Raw genomic sequence first — 17998 nt, 5'->3', positions numbered from 1 at the left:
CCCACTATGCTGAGCAAAAAGTTTCGCAACACCCTGATGTTCAGTTGCATCGCGGCGATATTCGCTGCGGTTGGCTACTGGAACATCAGCCCGGAACGCTTCCTCGACAAGCCGGTAACGCCGGTCGATGAAAGCGCGATCGACTATTACGCCATCAACGCCCACAGCGTGCAGTACCTGCCCGACGGCAAGCTGCAATATGATCTGGTGTCCGACAAGGTCGAGCACGTGAAAGCGACCGAGGTGACATTGCTGACCAACCCCGACCTGAATGTGTTCCGCGGCACTGAATTCCCGTGGCACGTCCAGAGCCTGCGCGGCGAGGTCAACCCTGATGGCACACAGGTCGAACTGATCGATGACGTGCGCATCACGCGCTTCGACGAGAAAAACCGTAGAACCCTGATCACCAGCACCCGCATGACCGTGTTCCCGCAGCAGCAATATGCGCAGACCGAGCAAGACGTTAGAATCGACGGCGCTGGCGGTGTATCGACTGGCAAGGGAATGAAAGCGTATTTGAAAGAAAGCAGGATACACCTGCTATCGAACGTAAGAGGACAGTATGAGGCTCGTTAAAACCCTCCCGATTTTGCTCAGTCTGGGCGCAGCACTGGGAAGCGTGAGCGCCTGGGCTCTGCCGGAAGACCAACAGCAGCCTATCCGTATTCAGGCCGACGATGCCCAGCTGGACGACAAGCAAGGTATTGCTACCTATAAGGGTGACGTGATCATCACCCAAGGCTCGATGAAGGTGACAGGCAACACCGTTACCATCACCCGCACCCCGGCTGGCGACATTGACGTAGTGACCTCGGTGGGCAACCTGGCGTACTTCGAGCAATTGCAAACGGCTGGCGATACCAAGCCTGTCCAGGGTTGGGGCGTGACGATCCAGTATCACGCTTCGCAAAATCGCGTCGTACTGATCGACAAGGCCAAAGTTGTCGACAAGGACAACAACGTCACCCAAGGCGAGAAAATTGTCTACGACACGGACAAGAAACTCGCCAGCGCCGGTCGCGCCACAGGCAGCAAAGTCACCGAGGCGCGTCCGCGTATCGACATGGTGATCCAGCCGAAGAAGAAAACCGACGAGAAAAAGGCCCAGTAATGGCAACTCTGAAAGCTCAGCATCTGGCCAAGAGCTACAAGAGCCGCCAGGTCGTGCGTGACGTCAGCCTGTCCATCGACAGCGGCCAGATCGTCGGCCTGCTTGGCCCGAACGGCGCTGGCAAGACCACCTGCTTCTACATGATCGTCGGCCTGGTGCAAGCCGATCAGGGCCGTGTCCTGATCGATGACCTGGACGTCAGCCACCAACCGATGCACGGCCGCGCAAAGGCCGGTATCGGCTACTTGCCGCAGGAAGCATCGATCTTCCGCAAACTGTCGGTGGCCGACAACATCATGGCCATCCTCGAGACCCGCAAGGAACTCGACAAGGCCGGTCGTCGCAAGGAGCTGGAAAGCCTGCTGCAGGAATTCCACATCAGCCACATCCGCGACAACCTGGGCATGAGCCTGTCCGGTGGTGAGCGCCGTCGCGTGGAAATCGCCCGCGCCCTGGCCACCAACCCGAAATTCATCCTCCTCGACGAGCCCTTCGCCGGCGTGGACCCGATTTCGGTCGGCGACATCAAGCAGATCATTCACCACCTCAAGGCCAAGGGCATTGGCGTGCTGATCACGGACCACAACGTTCGTGAAACCCTGGATATCTGTGAAACCGCCTATATCGTCAATGACGGCCAACTGATTGCCGAAGGCGACGCAGAGACCATCCTGGCCAACGACCTGGTCAAGGAAGTGTATCTGGGCCATGAGTTCCGCCTGTAAGCGCTGAGCCGTGCCCAGGCAGCTTGCCCGGGCACCTGACCAGCCACTCACCAGCGCTTCCGTGCCGACAAGCGTGGTCAGCCCTCGACAAGGGCAGCGCTGCAACACAGCTTTATAGTTTTTTATTGTTACAGCGCTCTAGGCAAACCCTTTAGTTTCAGGCATATAATTTGCTTAAGTTTGGCGCCCCGGCGCCCTGTAGTGGATGGCGCATGTGCGCCGGCGAATAAGGTGTTAAGCCCCTGCCATGAAACCATCGCTAGTCTTGAGAATGGGCCAGCAGCTGACGATGACACCGCAGCTGCAACAGGCCATCCGCCTGCTCCAATTGTCGACCCTGGACCTGCAACAGGAAATCCAGGAGGCCCTGGAGTCCAATCCGATGCTCGAACGCCAGGAAGAAGGCGACGACTTCGACAATTCCGACCCCCTGGCCGACAACGCCGAACAAAAGCCCAACACCGACATCCAGGAGCCCTCCTACCAGGAGAGCGCCCCGACGGTTGATAACCTCGATGAGGGTGACTGGAACGAGCGTATCCCCAACGAACTCCCCGTCGACACCGCGTGGGAAGACGTTTACCAGACCAGCGCCAGCAGCCTGCCCAGCAATGATGATGACGAGTGGGACTTCACCACCCGCACCTCGGCCGGCGAAAGCCTGCAGAGCCACTTGCTGTGGCAACTGAACCTGGCCCCGATGTCCGACACCGATCGCCTGATCGCCGTAACCCTGATCGACTGCATCAACAATCAGGGCTACCTGGACGAAACCCTCGAGGAAATCCTCGAAGCGTTCGACCCGGAACTGGACATCGAACTGGACGAAATCGAAGCCGTCCTGCACCGCATCCAGCAATTCGAGCCCGCCGGCATCGGCGCCCGCAACCTGGGCGAATGCCTGCTGCTGCAATTGCGCCAGCTGCCTGCCAAGACCCCTTGGCTGGCCGAGGCCAAGCGCCTGGTCACCGATTACATCGACCTGCTTGGCAGCCGCGACTACAGCCAGTTGATGCGTCGCATGAAGCTCAAGGAAGATGAGCTGCGCCAGGTCATCGAGCTAGTCCAGAGCCTCAACCCGCGCCCGGGCTCGCAGATCGAGTCCACCGAAGCCGAGTACGTCGTTCCTGACGTCATCGTGCGCAAGGACAACGAGCGCTGGCTGGTGGAGCTCAATCAGGAGTCGGTGCCACGGCTGCGGGTCAATGCCCAGTACGCCGGTTTCGTGCGCCGCGCCGACACCAGCGCCGACAATACCTTCATGCGCAATCAGTTGCAGGAGGCCCGCTGGTTCATCAAGAGCCTGCAAAGCCGCAATGAAACCCTGATGAAGGTTGCCACCCAGATCGTCGAGCATCAGCGCGGCTTTCTGGAGTACGGCGACGAAGCCATGAAGCCGCTGGTCCTGCATGACATCGCCGAAGCGGTCGGCATGCATGAATCGACGATTTCACGGGTGACCACCCAGAAGTTCATGCACACCCCCCGGGGCATTTATGAACTGAAGTACTTTTTTTCCAGTCACGTAAGCACCTCCGAAGGCGGCGAATGCTCGTCCACGGCGATCCGGGCGATCATCAAAAAACTGGTTGCAGCGGAAAATCAGAAAAAGCCGTTGAGTGACAGCAAGATCGCTGGTTTACTGGAGGCACAAGGCATTCAGGTGGCTCGCCGCACCGTCGCCAAGTACCGCGAATCCCTCGGGATCGCGCCTTCGAGCGAACGCAAGCGGTTGATGTAGGGCCACACCACAGCGTTCCAGTGGTAGATCATCTGATCTGCCGCTTTATGCACTGGCAACGAAGGAGAAGCTGTATGCAAGTCAACATCAGTGGACACCAACTGGAAGTGACCGAACCTCTTCGCACCTACATCGGCGAAAAACTCGAACGATTGGAGCGACATTTCGACAAGATCACTAATGTGCAGGTCACGATGACCGTCGAAAAACTGAAGCAGAAAATCGAAGCCACGCTGCATATTCCCGGGAATGAAGTGGTCGCCAACGCGGAACATACCGATATGTATGCCGCGATCGACGCACTCACCGACAAGCTGGATAAACAACTCAAAAAGCATAAGGAAAAGACCCAGAGCCTCCTCCAGGGCGCAACCGGTCGTTAACACTCCCAACCCATGATCCGACTTGAAAGTATCCTGACCCCCGGCCGTTCCTTGGTGAACGTGCCGGGAGGCAGTAAAAAGAAAGCCCTCGAACAAATTGCCAATCTTATCGCCCGCGAAGTGCCGGCCCTGGAGATGCAAGATGTCTTCGAGGCGCTGATCGCCCGTGAAAAACTCGGCTCCACCGGGTTTGGCAATGGCATCGCTATTCCACATTGCCGTCTCAAGGGCTGTGTTTCGCCCATCAGTGCATTGATGCACCTGGACGCCCCTATCGATTTCGACGCCATCGACGGCGCGCCGGTTGACCTGCTGTTCGTGCTGTTGGTCCCGGAAGCCGCCACCGATGCGCACCTTGAGCTGCTGCGACAGATCGCCAGCATGCTCGACCGCAAGGAAGTTCGCGAAAAGCTGCGTAGTGCTGCAAGCAACGAAGCCCTGTATCAGGTTGTCCTTGACGAGCAAAACGGTCAGTAATCATGCGCTTGATCATCGTCAGTGGCCGTTCCGGCTCAGGTAAAAGTACCGCCCTCGACGTTCTTGAGGACAGCGGCTACTACTGCATCGACAACCTGCCAGCCGGTCTGCTGCCGGAGCTGGCCGAACGCGCCCTGGTTCATACCGAGATGTTGCAGCCGCTGGTCGCCGTTTCCATTGACGCGCGCAACCTTCCCAGCCACCTGTCACGCTTCCCCGACCTGCTCGAGGAAGTCCGTGCCCGCCACATCCAGTGCGATGTGCTGTACCTGGACGCCGACGAAGAAACCCTGCTCAAGCGTTTCTCGGAAACCCGCCGACGTCACCCCCTGACCAACGCCAACCGCTCGCTGGCCGAAGCCATCAGCGTCGAGAGCGTCCTGCTCGGGCCGATTGCCGACCTCGCCGATCTCAAGATCAACACCACCAGCCTGAACCTCTATCAACTGCGCGATGCCATCAAACTGCGTCTGTTGAATCAGCCGGAGCCGGGGACTGCGTTCCTGGTGGAATCCTTCGGCTTCAAGCGCGGCATGCCGGTGGACGCCGACCTGGTGTTCGATGTGCGCTGCCTGCCCAACCCTTACTGGAAACCGGAGTTGCGCGAACAGTCCGGGCTCGATCAACCGGTTGCCGAATACCTGGCGGCCCAGCCGGATGTCGAAGAGATGTTCCAGGACATTTCCACATACCTGCTAAAGTGGCTGCCTCGCTTTGCCGCCAGCAACCGCGCCTACGTCACCATTGCCATTGGCTGCACTGGCGGACATCACCGTTCCGTCTACCTGACCGAGCGTCTGGGGCAAACGCTGCAACAATCCCTGAAGAACGTCCAGGTCCGCCACCGCGACCTCAGCTAAAGGATTCACATCGCGATGCCTGCTCTGGAAATCGAAATCATCAATAAACTGGGTCTGCACGCTCGCGCTTCTGCAAAATTCGTTGGGGTAGCAGGTCAGTTCCCGTGCCAGATCAGGGCCGGACGTACACCACAGTCCATGGTCGATGGCAAAAGTATCATGGCGATGATGATGCTGGCCGCCGGCAAAGGCACCACGATCCACTTGAGCACAGAAGGCGAGCAGGAACAGGAAGCGCTGGATGCGCTGGTGGCGTTGATCAACAACTTCTTCGACGAAGGCGAGTAATACAACCACAAAAGCCCCTCAGCACAAATCAAGCGAGGGCCGTATCCATCACCATCATCAAACAAAACCCCATCAGCAGCCCGAGGCTGGCAAGCTTGTCATGACCATTGCGGCGCGACTCGGGAATGACTTCGTGGGTCACCACCAGCAGCATCGCCCCCGCCGCCAGCGCCAATCCCAAAGGCAGCAGCAGTTCGGCCAGGCTTACCAGCCACGCGCATAGCAGTGCGAACACCGGTTCTACCAAACCTGACGCCGCACCGATCAGGAACGCCTTGCCCCGGGACATCCCTGCCCCGGCCAGCACCAAAGCGATGACCAACCCTTCCGGTACATCCTGCAAGGCAATGCCCATGGCGAGGCTGTCGGCGTCAGGCATTGCGCCACCGGCCGAAACACCTACCGCCATGCCTTCCGGGATGTTGTGGGCGATGATGGCAAATACGAACAGCCAGATCCGCGGAGCAATGACCGGTCGTTCCAGCGTGCCGACCAGCATGTCCGGGCTGGCGCCAGAGACCTTCCGATCCACCAGGAACAACAGGAAGGCGCCGAGCATAATGCCGAAGCTGATCAACCCACTGGACGCCCAAGGTGACAGTCCAAGCCCTTCGGCGGCAGAGATGCCCGGAACGATCAGCGAAAATGCCGTCGCAGCCAGCATCACGCCAGCGCCAAAGCCAAGCAAAGTGTCGCTGAGCCTCTGCGGCATCCGCCGAATCACCAACACCGGCACCGCGCCCAACGCGGTACCCAAGGCGCAGATCGCACCGCCCTGCAGTGCGCGCAGCAACTTCGGCTCAAGGTCGAGCCATGCCAGCCCATGGGCAACCAAAAGGCTCATTCCCGCCAGCAGTAACAGCGATCCAAACGCGTAACGAAACATCCGTCCATTTCCGATCGCCAGTGTTTCAGTGCCCATAGTCCAGCCTTGGATTGTTTTTATGGAAGACTTAAACCAGTGCGGCCTGATAGCGCGCAGCGACTTGCGGCCAATTGATCACGCGGTAGAACGCGCTGATGTATTCCGGACGACGGTTCTGATAACGCAGGTAATAGGCGTGCTCCCAGACGTCGAGACCCAGAATCGGGGTATTGCCGCTCATCAACGGGCTGTCCTGGTTACCGCTGCTTTCCACTACCAAGGTCTTTTGCGGGGTCACGCTCAGCCAGGCCCAGCCGCTGCCGAAGCGGGTCAACGCGGCCTTGGTAAAGGCTTCCTTGAAGCTGTCGAGACCGCCCAGTTGTTCATCGATGGCCTTGGCCAGCACGCCTTCGGGCTCGCCACCACCGTCGGGCGCCATGACTTCCCAGAACAACGAATGATTGGCGTGGCCGCCACCTTGGTTGATCACCGCCGTCCGTAGTTTTTCCGGCAGTTGCTGAACGGCGGACACCAGCTTCTCCACGGGCCACTCGGCATACTCGGTGCCTTCAACAGCCGCGTTCAGGTTATTGATGTAGGTCTGGTGATGCTTGGTGTAGTGGATCTCCATGGTCTGCGCATCGATGTGCGGCTCCAGGGCGTCGTAGGCGTACGGCAAGGCAGGCAAGGTAAAAGCCATGTTCAATGGACTCCTTGATGATGAGGCGCAGGCGAAGCGGCATCGATGTGCAGCAGCCGATGGGTACGCGGATACTCGCCGTGCTCACTGATGAAATTCAGCAGCTCGACGTAGGTCTTGCTGCTCTGGCGCAACGCGGCTTCTCGCAATGTTTGAGGTAGCCGTGGGTCCTGCATGGTCTGCAAGAGCCGTTGGTGGATGGCACACAAGTATTCGGCGCTCTCCTCCGGCTGATTCAGACGCAAGTGCAGGTCCGCCAGGTTGTGATGGGAAATCACGCAGGCCGCTACCGCTTCGTCGGCATCCGCCCAGCGCTCGAACAGCACCTGGGCCAGAGCCAATGCCTGCAGGTACGCCTCGCGGGCATCGACCAGTTCACCCAGCATGAAAAAGCGATTGGCTCTTTCGATCGTGCGTTTCCAGTGCTCCATGGTGCGCCTCCAAAGCGGTAACGGGGCTTAGACGCCGCCCGCAGTGAGTTTTTCCGGGTTGAGCAATTCTTCCAGTTGGCTGCGCGTCAGGTCGGTGTGTTCCAGCGCGACGTCAATCACCGGCCGACCTTGCTGATAGGCCTTCTTGGCAATCTCGGCAGCCTTCTGGTAACCGATGATCGGGTTGAGCGCGGTAACCAGAATCGGGTTGCGTGACAGTGCTTCCTTGATCCGGCCCTCGTTGACCTTGAAGCTGGCGATGGCCTTGTCTGCCAGCAGACGACTGGAATTGGCCAGCAACTCGATACTGCTCAGCAGGTTCTGGGCGATGATCGGCAGCATCACGTTCAGTTCGAAATTGCCCGACTGACCGGCGATGGTGATAACACTGTCGTTGCCGATGACCTGAGCCGCGACCATCGCGGTGGCCTCTGGAATGACCGGGTTGACCTTGCCCGGCATGATCGAAGAACCCGGCTGCAAGGCTTGCAGTTCGATCTCGCCAAGGCCGGCCAGCGGGCCGGAGTTCATCCAGCGCAGATCGTTGGCGATTTTCATCAGCGACACGGCGGTGGCCTTTAGCTGTCCGGAGACGGCAACGGCAGTGTCCTGGGAGCCGATCAGCGCGAACAGGTCCTTGCCTGGCTGGAACTCAACCCGGGTCAATTTGCTTAGCTGCTGGCTGAAACGCGCCGCGAACTCGGGGTGAGCGTTGACACCCGTGCCCACCGCCGTGCCGCCTTGAGCCAGGGATTGCAGGCTTGGCTGCAAGCCCTGCAGATGGCCGATGTTGGCCTTGAGCTGCTGCGCCCAACCGTTGAGCACCTGGCTCATGCGCACCGGCATGGCGTCCATCAGGTGCGTACGCCCGGTTTTGACGTGGTGATGAACCTGCTCGGCCTTGCGCTCGATGACCTGCACCAGATGTGTCAGCGCCGGCAGCAGTTGTTCATGGAGCGCCAGTGCTGCGCTGACGTGAATGGTGGTTGGGATGATGTCGTTGCTGCTCTGCCCGCAGTTGACGTGATCGTTGGGGTTCACCGCCTCGCCCAGCAAGCGGCTGGCCAGCGTGGCGATCACTTCGTTGGCGTTCATGTTCGAGCTGGTACCGGAACCGGTCTGGAACACATCCACCGGGAAGTGCTGCATGAAATCGCCTTCGAGCAAGCCTTGGGCTGCGTCGACGATGGCTTTGCCCTGGGCTTCGCCGATCTGCTTGAGTTCGACGTTGGCGCGGGCGGCCGCTGCCTTGGCCAGGATCAACGCGCGGATGAACTGAACCGGCATCGGTTTGCCGCTGATCGGGAAGTTATCCACCGCACGCTGGGTCTGTGCGCCGTAGAGGGCGTCCTCCGGGACCTGAAGCTCGCCCATACTGTCGCGTTCGATACGGGTATTACTCATCGGGAGATCCTTGCATCAGTTCTATGAGAGGAATCGAGGGCTGCAACTCACAGGTAGCGAGTTGCCAGGTGTAGCTCTGCCAGCGCTTGAGGCGGCATTTGCACAACGAGAGGCGTTCCAGTTCGCGCAGTGGGCGCCAGGCCTGGTCGAGACAGTAAGTGCGCCAGTGCCACGGCAGCGCGACATCGGCGGCCGTATCGAGCAACAATCGGAAGGAAGTTTCGGCGACGGTCCACGGCGAGGTGGCCGTGCAACACGCCAGGTACCGGCCTTCGGCCAGGTAGTGGTCGATCAGGCGAGGCTCGTCGGGGTTCATCGCGCAACGGATCTGGCGACTCATCCAGCGCCAGCTTTCGAGATAAGGCTGCTCGTGCAAGGCAGAACTCATGATCCGGGGCTCATTCGATAGTGAGATTTATTATTATATGATAATGATAACCAAAACAAGACCGTGCCGACACAGCAGCTCCATTGTGGGAGCGAGCCTGCTCGCGAAGGCGTCATCACTTTCAACATTGATTTCGTCTGACACGCTGCTATCGCGAGCAAGCTCGCTCCCACAGGGGATCTGAGTTGTAGCCAACAAAAAAGGCGCGCCACCCAATGGGTGGCGCGCCTTTTGGTGAAGCGGCCGTGGCTTAGCTGCCTGCCACCGTCATCCGCTCGATCAGCACCGAGCCGGTGCGAATGTTACTGCGCAGTTCCAGATCATTACCCACGGCAACGATCTGCTTGAACATGTCGCGCATGTTGCCGGCGATGGTCACTTCCTGGACCGCGAACTGGATTTCACCGTTCTCGACCCAGTAACCCGCTGCACCACGGGAGTAATCGCCGGTGACCATGTTGAGGCCCTGCCCCATCAATTCAGTCACCAGCAAGCCACGCCCCATGCGCCGCAGCAACGCCGCCTGGTCTTCGTCGCCATGGGTGACGAACAGGTTGTGCACGCCGCCGGCGTTGGCCGTGCTCGGCATACCGAGCTTGCGGCCGGAATAGGTGCCAAGGATGTAAGACACCAACTCGCCCTTTTCGACGAACGGTTTGGCGTAGGTTGCCAAACCATCACCGTCGAACGCTGCGCTGCCCATGGCACGCATCAGATGCGGACGTTCGTCGATGGTCAGCCACTCCGGAAACAGCTTCTGCCCAAGGGTGCCCTCGAGGAAGGACGACTTGCGATAAAGGCTGCCGCCGGAAATCGCCGACAGGAAACTGCCGAACAGCCCCCCAGCCAACTCTGCGGAAAACAGCACCGGCACCTCGCAAGTCGGCACCGGACGCGCGCCCAGACGACTCGCCGCCCGTTGCGCAGCGCGCTGACCGATGCTCACCGGGTCGGCGAGCAGATTGCCCTGGCGGTTCACGTCGTACCAGTAATCGCGCTGCATCTGGCCATCGGCCTCGGCGATCATCACGCAGCTCAGGCTGTGCCGAGTCGATGCGTACCCGCCGATAAAGCCGTGGCTATTGCCATAAACGCGGCAGCCCTGATGGGTACTGAGGGTGGTGCCGTCGGCGTTCTTGATCCGGCTGTCGGCGGCAAACGCCGCGGCTTCGCAGGCCAGGGCCTGTTCGATGGCTTGTTCCGGAGTGATGTCCCATTGGTGGAACAGGTCGAAATCCGGAATATCGCGCGCCATCAGCGCGGCATCCGCAAGGCCCGAGGCTTCGTCTTCCGAAGTGTGTTTGGCGATGGCCAGTGCAGCGGCGACGGTTTCGCGAATCGCATCAGGACCGCTGGCCGAGGTGCTGGCCGAGCCTTTGCGCTGCCCCACGTACAAGGTGATGCCAAACCCCTGGTCGCGGTTGAACTCAACGGTTTCGACTTCACGCTGGCGCACCGAAGTCGACAACCCCTGCTCCAGCGACACCGCCACTTCACAGGCGCTGGCCCCCTGGCGCTTGGCTTCAGCGATGATCTGCTCGACTTGTTCCTGCAGTGCCGGCAACGCTTGTGGGCCGACGCTTTCAACTGCACTCATGCTGTTCTCCACTCAAATTCTGCTTTCGGTAACGGTCATCGAGCGACCGGGCCGGACAAGCGGCCCCCGACTGGTTATCATGGCGGCGTTTCTTTGCGGACGGCCACCATGGTTGATTCTTACGACGACTCCCTCGATACGGGAGAAAAAAGCAAATCCCAGGTCAAACGCGAGCTGCATGCTCTGGTTGACCTTGGCGAGCGCCTTACAACACTCAAGCCTGACTTGCTGGCAAAACTGCCCTTGACCGACGGAATGCGTCGGGCTCTGGCCGATGCGCCCAAGCACACCGCGAACATCGCGCGAAAACGGCACCTTCAGTTCATCGGCAAACTGATGCGCGATCAGGACACTGCCGCCATTCTGGTTCTGCTCGATCAACTCGATGCCTCCACCCGTCAATACAACGAACGCTTCCATAACCTGGAACGCTGGCGCGATCGTCTGATTGCCGGCGACGATGCCGTACTGGAAAAATTCGTCGTCGACTACCCGGACGCGGACCGCCAGCAATTGCGATCCCTGATCCGTCAGGCCCAGCATGAGGTTGCGCAAAACAAACCTCCTGCTTCCAGCCGTAAAATCTTCAAGTACATCCGTGAGCTGGACGAGACTCAACGCGGTCTGCGTTAATTCTCGAAGCGGGTGAGCTGCCTCGCAGCTCACCCGCAGCCTCACTTCTTACGACCCCGTGCCACCCACGGTGATCGCATCAATCTTCAGCGTTGGCTGGCCGACACCCACTGGCACCGACTGCCCATCCTTGCCACACGTACCCACGCCGCTGTCCAGCGACAGATCATTACCGACCATCGACACCTTGCTCATGGCTTCCGGCCCGTTGCCGATCAGGGTCGCGCCCTTGACCGGAGCGGTAATCTTGCCGTCCTCGATCAGGTACGCCTCGCTGGTGGAGAACACGAACTTGCCGCTGGTGATGTCCACCTGACCGCCACCCAGGTTGGCGCAGTAAATGCCGCGCTTCACCGAAGCGATGATTTCCGCCGGGTCGCTTTCGCCGGCGAGCATGTAGGTGTTGGTCATGCGCGGCATCGGCAGGTGCGCGTAGGATTCGCGACGGCCGTTACCGGTGCGTGCCACGCCCATCAGGCGGGCGTTGAGCTTGTCCTGCATGTAGCCTTTGAGTACGCCGTTTTCGATCAGCGTGGTGCACTCGGTCGGCGTGCCTTCGTCGTCGACACTCAACGAGCCACGGCGACCGGCCAGGGTGCCGTCATCGACAATGGTGCACAGCTTCGACGCAACCATCTCGCCCATGCGACCGCTGTAGGCCGAACTGCCCTTGCGGTTGAAGTCGCCTTCCAGACCATGACCGACCGCTTCGTGCAGCAACACGCCCGACCAGCCGGAACCGAGCACCACCGGCAAGGTACCGGCCGGTGCCGGAATGGCTTCGAGGTTGACCAGCGCCTGGCGCAACGCTTCACGGGCATAGCCCATGGCGCGGTCTTCGCCGAGGAAATAACGGTAATCGGTCCGACCGCCACCGCCATGCCCCCCGCGCTCGCGGCGACCGTTCTGCTCGACGATCACACTGACGTTGAAGCGCACCAGCGGCCGTACATCCGCCGCCAGACCGCCGTCGGTGGAAGCCACCAGAATCCGTTCCCAGACACCGGCCATGCTCACGGTGACTTGCTGGATGCGAGGGTCGAGGGCGCGGGTCGCGGCATCGATTCGCTTGAGCAAATCGACTTTCTCGGCACGGGTCAGCACTTCCAGGGGATTGTCCGGCGCATACAACTGCGCGACATCCTGGCTGGTGAATGCCTGCACAGTGCCATTCTGGCCAGCGCGGGAAATCGAACGGGCGGCCCGCGCCGCCGCGCCAAGGGCTTCCAGGGTGATGGCATTGCTGTAGGCAAAACCGGTTTTTTCACCCGATTGCGCGCGCACGCCCACACCTTGGTCAAGGTTGAAGCTGCCTTCCTTGACGATGCCGTCTTCCAGCGCCCAGGACTCGGAGATCTGCCCCTGGAAATACAGGTCGGCCGCATCGATGCCCGGCCCGGCCAGGTCGCCTAGCACGCCTTGCAGGCTCTCGATCGTGACGCCACCGGGCGCCAGCAGGTGTTCACTGACTGAGGACAACAACTCGCTCATATGCTTTACGCCTTAAATTCGTCGTTCTGATGCAGGTCGCTGGGCGCCCTGCGAGAAAAAGCGCCGGTGACTGGACACCGGCATCCGCGCCCGGATGGACGCCTGTTCGCTGCTGTCGCGTTCGGCCAGCAGCACGGCCTCGCCTTGATCCTGTTGTGCCAGCACACGCCCCCACGGGTCGATGATGGCAGCATGACCGAAAGTTTCCCGCGGCCCCGGATGCGTCCCACCCTGGGCAGCCGCGAGCACATAACATTGTGTCTCGATGGCCCGTGCGCGAATCAGTACATCCCAATGCGCCGCGCCGGTCACCGCCGTGAAAGCCGAAGGGGCGGTAATCAGTTCCGCGCCGGCCGCGCGCAATTCGCTGTACAGCTCCGGGAAGCGCAAGTCGTAACAGACCGTCAGGCCAACCCGCCCAACCGGTGTGTCCGCCACCACGACCCCACTGCCATAAGCATAGTCATCGGATTCACGATAACGGCCGCGATTGTCGGCCACGTCGACGTCGAACAGGTGCAGCTTGTCGTAGCGCGCCACCGTTTCACCCTGGTCATCGACCAGCAACGAACAGGCATGCACCTTGGCCGCCGGTTGATCCACCGGCGGCAACGGCAACGTGCCAGCCACAATCCATAACTTGAGGTCGCGTGCGGTCTGTTTCAACCAGGGCAGGATCGGGCCTTCGTCCAGTGCTTCGGCGCGTCCGATGTCGGCAATGTCGCGCCGGCCCATGGCGGCGAAGTTCTCCGGCAATACCGCGAGCTTCGCGCCACCGGCGGCCGCTTGCTCGAGCAGCCGACGGGCCTGGGCCAGATTGGCCAGCACATCGCTCTGGCTGACCATTTGAATCACCGCTAGAGACATGGCCTTTTCCTTATTGAAACCAACACAGACCTTGTAGGAGCGAGCTTGCTCGCGATGAGTTTGAATGCGACGCGTTTTTTCAGACAGCCTGCGTCATCGTTCACGTCCATCGCGAGCGGGCTCGCTCCTACAAGGGGCGAGCCGCAATGGCCATGCTACTCCATAGGCCCGAAGGATGGCGTTTCAAAAAGCCTTGTCGAAGGCAATCTTCGGTTCTTTCCAAGGCCCTTTGACGGTGTACTTCACACTGGCGAAACGGGCGACCCGGTCTCCGATCAGCTTGTCGATCAGGAACAGCGCCCCGCCGACCGCGGGTGCACCGACGATCAATGCGGCAATCGGCAGGTTATTGGTCACCGGCAAGGTCACCATCAGTTTCGCATCGATCTGATCGGCCACCATGTTCAGGGTGCCGTCGAGTTCAATGGTGCTCGACGGGCCCGTCAGCTGGATCGGCTTACGGGTGACATACACACCATTGGTCCCGACCAGCAGCCCCTTGACCCGGTCATAACTCAGGCCTTTGCCGAACAGGTCGGAGAAATCCAGGCGCAGGCGCCGGCCGATGGAGTTGAAGTTGAGCAAGCCAAATACCCGCAGCGCCTGGGCACTGCCCTCAACCTCGACGAACTGACCCTGATTGAGGGTCGCATCAAGCGTGCCGGAGAAACGCTTGGTCGCCACCCAGGCCGGTGAGCCGGGCCAGCGGCCATCGACATCCATATAGAAGTCCTGGCTGGTGACGCTCGGCGCAAACCCCCAGCCCTTGAGCACATCGGCGAGGTTCTTGCCGCTGATACGACCCTTGTACCAGCTGTTGCTGGCGCCAGGCACGCCTTCCCAACCACCGCTGCCCACCAACAGCATGCCCTTGAGGCCCAGGTCCAGGGAGTTGAACTCTATGCCCTTGGGCGTCGGACGAATTTTCAGCGACCAGCCCCCCACCAGATCCTGCCCCTGGAATAGCTGATTGATGGTGATGTCCATCGCGGGGATTTTTGTCGGGTCCACCGACGCCAGCGGATCCGGCGAATTTTCATCGGCCAGCACGGTCGGGTCCGGTGCGGGCAGGCGCACAGTTTGCAGATTGATCGTGATCGGCGTGGCTTTCGCATCGGGAAGGCTGGCGCTGCCATTGATCTGCTGGCTGTCCAGTTGTAGCGCCCAGGCGGAAGGCTTGCGCGCCAGCTGGATCGAGGCCTGATCGAGGGTGGTGCCGATACCGCTGAGTTTGCCCACCTTGAAATCCGCGCCGCTGAGCAGTTGCCTGGCGCTGCCGCCGGGGTCTTGTCCGGCGTATCTGTCCACCAGATCCTTCCACGGGCCAACGTCCAGCTCCGACAGCACGCCCCGTATCCGCAAGCCTTTGGTGCCAGGCAAGACGGACTCGCCGCCACCGAGGAACAACTCCCCGCGACCGTCGGCGAAACTACTGGCCGGGGCCGCGAACGTGAAACTCGCCAAGTCCCCGTAGTTGACCCAATAACGCCGCTCGTCGCCCTGCAAGGTCATGCGGAACGTGGTGTCGCGCCCGGCCTCGGAGGTTATGCCGAACGGTGCAGGCAAATCGACGGCCACGCCCTTGAGGCTGGAATTGACCATCAACTGGCTGTCGGCGCCGTCCAGGGTCAGTTGCAGTTGATACGGGATCACACCGCTCACCGGCAGAGGCTGGGTGACCTTCAGCCAGTCAGTCAGTTTCTTGACCTCGACCTGCCCTGACGCGGCCACCCGGGTACTGTGCTTGCCCGGGCTGCCATCGGCAAATATCTGTGCGGTGACCGGTTTGTCGAACGCCCGGGCGCTGATGTTCTGCCCGGTCAGGCCTTTGCCGCTGTCGAAACGGAAATCACCTTTGAGTTGGGTCAGTTCCAGCGCAGGTTCGGCCAGTTTCAAGCGCGCCTTGGCGGTCTTGAAATCGACGAGGATCTTCGGTTCCTCGCCTTTTGCCAGGGGAATATCGAGCTTCAACTTGCCTTGCAGGTCACCCTCGCCTTCCCAGCCGGCAAAGGTTGCTCCGGTGCCGATCGGTGCTTCCTGGAGGATTTTCAGGCCATCGCCCAAACCGCCCGCAAATCCGCCATCGAGGAACAAATGAACGTTCTGTCCGGCCGGCACATGGGGAATGTCGACGTAGATATCGTTGACCTGGGTGTCGAGCAACTGGCCCGTGCTGGCCAGAATCCGTACGCCGCTGTCTTCGACAAACACATCGCCGCTGACCTTGCTGACATGGGGCCAGCCCGGCTGGAAGGCCAGTTCGGCATCGTGAACCTTGAAGTACAGGCTGATGCTGCGATCGACATCCGCGGCACCGGGGCTGAGCGACCCTTGATACTGGAAGAAGCCTTGATCCACCGCGCCCTTGAGAATCGCCGTGCGCAGCCATTCGTCCAGCGCCGGACTGAGGACCGTCGGCAAGTACTTGGCGGTGTAGCGACCGTCACCGTCCACCAGGCCGACCCGCAGGTCCATGTAGTCTTCCCGGGTGTGATCGAAATACAGGCGAATCAGGAAGTCGCCGGCGATCTTGCCTTCCTCGCCCAGCACTTTCAGATACGGCGCGATCAGGGTGAAACCTTCTTTATCGAGTTTCCAGGTCAGCCGCGCATTGGCCTGAATGTACTGCCATGGCTTGGCGAAAATCGGGTCCAGGTGCAGCATGAAATCCTTGCTGTCCATGCGCAGTTCGCCGTGCCCCAGGTCACCGCTGATGCTGCCGCTGACATTTCGCGCCGCCGGCGCACCGTGATAGGCGTCGAAGCCCACCTGGTCGAGGTTGGCGGCAAACCCGAACTTGCTGTCGTCGGTGGCATTGGGGCGGAAGTCGACCAGCACGTTACGCAGGCCACCCGTGACCTTGAGCCGCTCGACGACCGTGGCAAAACCCTCTGGTAACGGCGCCAGGGCGTTGAGCAGCGGGGTCAGCGGCGTGAGATCAACCCGGTCGGCTTGCAGGTGCCAGAGTTCTTCGGTTTTATCAGTGGCGGCGTTTTGCGTGAGCTGCAGATGCGTTTCCCAGCGGGTCTCGCCGAAGTTCATCGCCAGGGAGTCCAGAGTCACTGACGCACCTTTGGCACTGCGCTGGAAGTAACCATTGAGCGCCAAGTTATTGATCTGGATCGGCTTGCGCTCGGCGTAGGCACCCTTGAGTTGTGGCGCGTTCACGCGCACCGCAGCGCTTTGCAAGGCGCCTTTGCCCCAAGTCACCCACAGCTCGCCGCCGGCCTTGATCTCGGAAAAATTCCACTGTTGGGTCAGACGTTCAGGCAACCACTTCGACCAGTCGCTTTGCGGCAGGCTCAGGTAGACCTCGGCTTCACCGTCCTTCCATTGACTGGCTCGAATACGGGTACGCAGGCTCATGGCCACCGGTTGCCCGTCCGGCAGGGTCAGCCGTGCGTCGAGCCGCTGCCGCGACGCCCCGGTTTTCAGATTCAGGCCGACATAAGTCAAGGTCAGCGGCGATTCGCCAAACGGCTGCAAGGTCACCTGGCTGTCGAGCACCGACAGTTGCTGGATCATCTGCATCTGATTGAGCAGTTGCTCCGGATCGGTGGGCTGGTCCTGGCGCATCGGCAAACCTTCCAGAGCCCACTGACCGCCCTCACCTTGCCTGAGGTTGATCTTGAGGCCGCTGAACTCCAGATGAGCGATGCGTACCTGGCGGGCCAACAAGCTGGCCCAAAGGTCCGGCACCGCGCGCACCTGATCCAGGTGCAAGGCATTGGCGCCGTCGCCGACCGTCACGTCGCGGGCCATCAATATAGGGGCGAATCCACTCCAGTTGCCTTCGAGCTCGCCGATCTGCAACGGCATGCCCAAGGCATCGCTGGCTTTGGTTTCGATGTCGGCGCGGTACTCGGCGACTAGCGGCGTCAGCTCCCGGCCAAGGCTGACGTAGAGCGCCATCAACACCAAAACCAACGCGCACAGGCCCAGACCCCAGCGGGTCAGTGCGGCCAATATGCGTGTCAGACGGTCCATGTCAGGTGGCTCCCATGGCAAAAGTTTTGCAAAAAGCTGAGGCCAGC

At 60.6% G+C, this 17998-nt stretch carries 18 protein-coding genes; 9 read left to right on the top strand and 9 right to left on the bottom strand.

The window, feature by feature from the left end; all coding sequences use genetic code 11:
• The first annotated feature begins 6 nt into the window (after positions 1–6).
• From lptC to AC1RP7_RS22745, 8 genes are all read left to right on the top strand, one after another.
• Positions 7–579, top strand: coding sequence for an LPS export ABC transporter periplasmic protein LptC (gene lptC / locus AC1RP7_RS22780; protein ID WP_057716417.1), 573 nt, complete (start codon positions 7–9; stop codon positions 577–579).
• Positions 566–1114 carry a lipopolysaccharide transport periplasmic protein LptA gene (lptA, locus tag AC1RP7_RS22775; RefSeq protein WP_057716418.1) on the top strand — a complete coding sequence of 183 codons (549 nt, stop codon included), beginning with the start codon at positions 566–568 and terminating at the stop codon, positions 1112–1114. Before lptC ends, lptA begins: the two co-directional genes overlap by 14 nt.
• The gene (gene lptB / locus AC1RP7_RS22770; protein ID WP_008054366.1) at positions 1114–1839 is read left to right on the top strand and encodes an LPS export ABC transporter ATP-binding protein; all 726 of its coding nucleotides are present in this window, start codon (positions 1114–1116) and stop codon (positions 1837–1839) included. The genes lptA and lptB overlap by 1 nt, the downstream gene beginning before the upstream one ends.
• A 247-nt stretch (positions 1840–2086) precedes the next feature.
• Positions 2087–3580 carry an RNA polymerase factor sigma-54 gene (locus tag AC1RP7_RS22765; protein WP_015093497.1) on the top strand — a complete coding sequence of 498 codons (1494 nt, stop codon included), beginning with the start codon at positions 2087–2089 and terminating at the stop codon, positions 3578–3580.
• Between the two features lie 74 nt (positions 3581–3654).
• Positions 3655–3963 carry a ribosome hibernation-promoting factor, HPF/YfiA family gene (hpf, locus tag AC1RP7_RS22760; protein WP_007941242.1) on the top strand — a complete coding sequence of 103 codons (309 nt, stop codon included), beginning with the start codon at positions 3655–3657 and terminating at the stop codon, positions 3961–3963.
• 12 nt (positions 3964–3975) lie between these two features.
• Entirely contained in the window at positions 3976–4440 is a 465-nt protein-coding gene (gene ptsN / locus AC1RP7_RS22755) for a PTS IIA-like nitrogen regulatory protein PtsN (protein ID WP_008046148.1), read from the top strand.
• A gap of 2 nt (positions 4441–4442) precedes the next feature.
• Positions 4443–5300 carry an RNase adapter RapZ gene (rapZ, locus tag AC1RP7_RS22750; RefSeq protein WP_057716419.1) on the top strand — a complete coding sequence of 286 codons (858 nt, stop codon included), beginning with the start codon at positions 4443–4445 and terminating at the stop codon, positions 5298–5300.
• A 15-nt stretch (positions 5301–5315) separates the two neighbouring features.
• Positions 5316–5588: an HPr family phosphocarrier protein gene (locus AC1RP7_RS22745; protein ID WP_057716420.1), complete on the top strand. Its 273-nt coding sequence runs from the start codon at positions 5316–5318 to the stop codon at positions 5586–5588.
• A gap of 28 nt (positions 5589–5616) precedes the next feature.
• On the opposite strand, the gene AC1RP7_RS22740 is transcribed toward AC1RP7_RS22745, so the two are convergent.
• The 6 genes from AC1RP7_RS22740 to pmbA all read right to left on the bottom strand — a co-directional run bounded on the left by AC1RP7_RS22740 (position 5617) and on the right by pmbA (position 10973).
• Positions 5617–6510, bottom strand: a complete 894-nt coding sequence (locus AC1RP7_RS22740) for a ZIP family metal transporter (protein ID WP_057716421.1) — start codon at positions 6508–6510, stop codon at positions 5617–5619.
• Between the two features lie 31 nt (positions 6511–6541).
• Positions 6542–7153 (bottom strand): superoxide dismutase, encoded by a 612-nt coding sequence (locus AC1RP7_RS22735; protein ID WP_493182897.1) that lies wholly within the window; start codon positions 7151–7153, stop codon positions 6542–6544.
• A gap of 2 nt (positions 7154–7155) precedes the next feature.
• The gene (locus AC1RP7_RS22730) at positions 7156–7584 is read right to left on the bottom strand and encodes a DUF2753 family protein (RefSeq protein WP_429520778.1); all 429 of its coding nucleotides are present in this window, start codon (positions 7582–7584) and stop codon (positions 7156–7158) included.
• A gap of 27 nt (positions 7585–7611) precedes the next feature.
• Positions 7612–8988, bottom strand: coding sequence for a class II fumarate hydratase (locus tag AC1RP7_RS22725; protein WP_218494921.1), 1377 nt, complete (start codon positions 8986–8988; stop codon positions 7612–7614).
• A complete protein-coding gene (locus AC1RP7_RS22720) occupies positions 8981–9376 on the bottom strand; it encodes a FagA protein (protein WP_090453084.1) in 396 nt (131 codons plus the stop codon). The genes AC1RP7_RS22725 and AC1RP7_RS22720 overlap by 8 nt, the downstream gene beginning before the upstream one ends.
• A gap of 250 nt (positions 9377–9626) precedes the next feature.
• Entirely contained in the window at positions 9627–10973 is a 1347-nt protein-coding gene (pmbA, locus tag AC1RP7_RS22715) for a metalloprotease PmbA (RefSeq protein WP_057716426.1), read from the bottom strand.
• Between the two features lie 108 nt (positions 10974–11081).
• Here pmbA and yjgA point away from each other — a divergent pair, with 108 nt between their 5' ends.
• Positions 11082–11606: a ribosome biogenesis factor YjgA gene (gene yjgA, locus AC1RP7_RS22710; protein ID WP_056728351.1), complete on the top strand. Its 525-nt coding sequence runs from the start codon at positions 11082–11084 to the stop codon at positions 11604–11606.
• Positions 11607–11654: 48 nt separating this feature from the next.
• Here yjgA and tldD read toward each other — a convergent pair whose 3' ends face one another.
• The 3 genes from tldD to AC1RP7_RS22695 all read right to left on the bottom strand — a co-directional run bounded on the left by tldD (position 11655) and on the right by AC1RP7_RS22695 (position 17951).
• Positions 11655–13097 (bottom strand): metalloprotease TldD, encoded by a 1443-nt coding sequence (tldD, locus tag AC1RP7_RS22705; protein ID WP_057716428.1) that lies wholly within the window; start codon positions 13095–13097, stop codon positions 11655–11657.
• A gap of 12 nt (positions 13098–13109) precedes the next feature.
• Positions 13110–13964, bottom strand: coding sequence for a carbon-nitrogen hydrolase family protein (locus AC1RP7_RS22700; protein WP_493182900.1), 855 nt, complete (start codon positions 13962–13964; stop codon positions 13110–13112).
• A 183-nt stretch (positions 13965–14147) separates the two neighbouring features.
• On the bottom strand, positions 14148–17951 hold the full coding sequence (locus AC1RP7_RS22695) for a YhdP family protein (RefSeq protein WP_493182901.1): 3804 nt from the start codon (positions 17949–17951) through the stop codon (positions 14148–14150).
• Positions 17952–17998: the final 47 nt, after the last annotated feature.

The sequence above is a fragment of the Pseudomonas sp. GW822-FHT01E03 genome, assembly GCF_058802985.1.
Note: the sequence above shows the minus strand (reverse complement) of the source record. Positions and strands in the feature narration are given on the sequence as shown.

Coding starts and splice junctions, on each gene's coding strand:
- lptC (WP_057716417.1), top strand. CDS start 7: ATGCTGAGCAAAAAGTTTCGCAACACCCTGATGTTCAGTTGCATCGCG.
- lptA (WP_057716418.1), top strand. CDS start 566: ATGAGGCTCGTTAAAACCCTCCCGATTTTGCTCAGTCTGGGCGCAGCA.
- lptB (WP_008054366.1), top strand. CDS start 1,114: ATGGCAACTCTGAAAGCTCAGCATCTGGCCAAGAGCTACAAGAGCCGC.
- AC1RP7_RS22765 (WP_015093497.1), top strand. CDS start 2,087: ATGAAACCATCGCTAGTCTTGAGAATGGGCCAGCAGCTGACGATGACA.
- hpf (WP_007941242.1), top strand. CDS start 3,655: ATGCAAGTCAACATCAGTGGACACCAACTGGAAGTGACCGAACCTCTT.
- ptsN (WP_008046148.1), top strand. CDS start 3,976: ATGATCCGACTTGAAAGTATCCTGACCCCCGGCCGTTCCTTGGTGAAC.
- rapZ (WP_057716419.1), top strand. CDS start 4,443: ATGCGCTTGATCATCGTCAGTGGCCGTTCCGGCTCAGGTAAAAGTACC.
- AC1RP7_RS22745 (WP_057716420.1), top strand. CDS start 5,316: ATGCCTGCTCTGGAAATCGAAATCATCAATAAACTGGGTCTGCACGCT.
- AC1RP7_RS22740 (WP_057716421.1), bottom strand. CDS start 6,510: ATGGGCACTGAAACACTGGCGATCGGAAATGGACGGATGTTTCGTTAC.
- AC1RP7_RS22735 (WP_493182897.1), bottom strand. CDS start 7,153: ATGGCTTTTACCTTGCCTGCCTTGCCGTACGCCTACGACGCCCTGGAG.
- AC1RP7_RS22730 (WP_429520778.1), bottom strand. CDS start 7,584: ATGGAGCACTGGAAACGCACGATCGAAAGAGCCAATCGCTTTTTCATG.
- AC1RP7_RS22725 (WP_218494921.1), bottom strand. CDS start 8,988: ATGAGTAATACCCGTATCGAACGCGACAGTATGGGCGAGCTTCAGGTC.
- AC1RP7_RS22720 (WP_090453084.1), bottom strand. CDS start 9,376: ATGAGTTCTGCCTTGCACGAGCAGCCTTATCTCGAAAGCTGGCGCTGG.
- pmbA (WP_057716426.1), bottom strand. CDS start 10,973: ATGAGTGCAGTTGAAAGCGTCGGCCCACAAGCGTTGCCGGCACTGCAG.
- yjgA (WP_056728351.1), top strand. CDS start 11,082: ATGGTTGATTCTTACGACGACTCCCTCGATACGGGAGAAAAAAGCAAA.
- tldD (WP_057716428.1), bottom strand. CDS start 13,097: ATGAGCGAGTTGTTGTCCTCAGTCAGTGAACACCTGCTGGCGCCCGGT.
- AC1RP7_RS22700 (WP_493182900.1), bottom strand. CDS start 13,964: ATGTCTCTAGCGGTGATTCAAATGGTCAGCCAGAGCGATGTGCTGGCC.
- AC1RP7_RS22695 (WP_493182901.1), bottom strand. CDS start 17,951: ATGGACCGTCTGACACGCATATTGGCCGCACTGACCCGCTGGGGTCTG.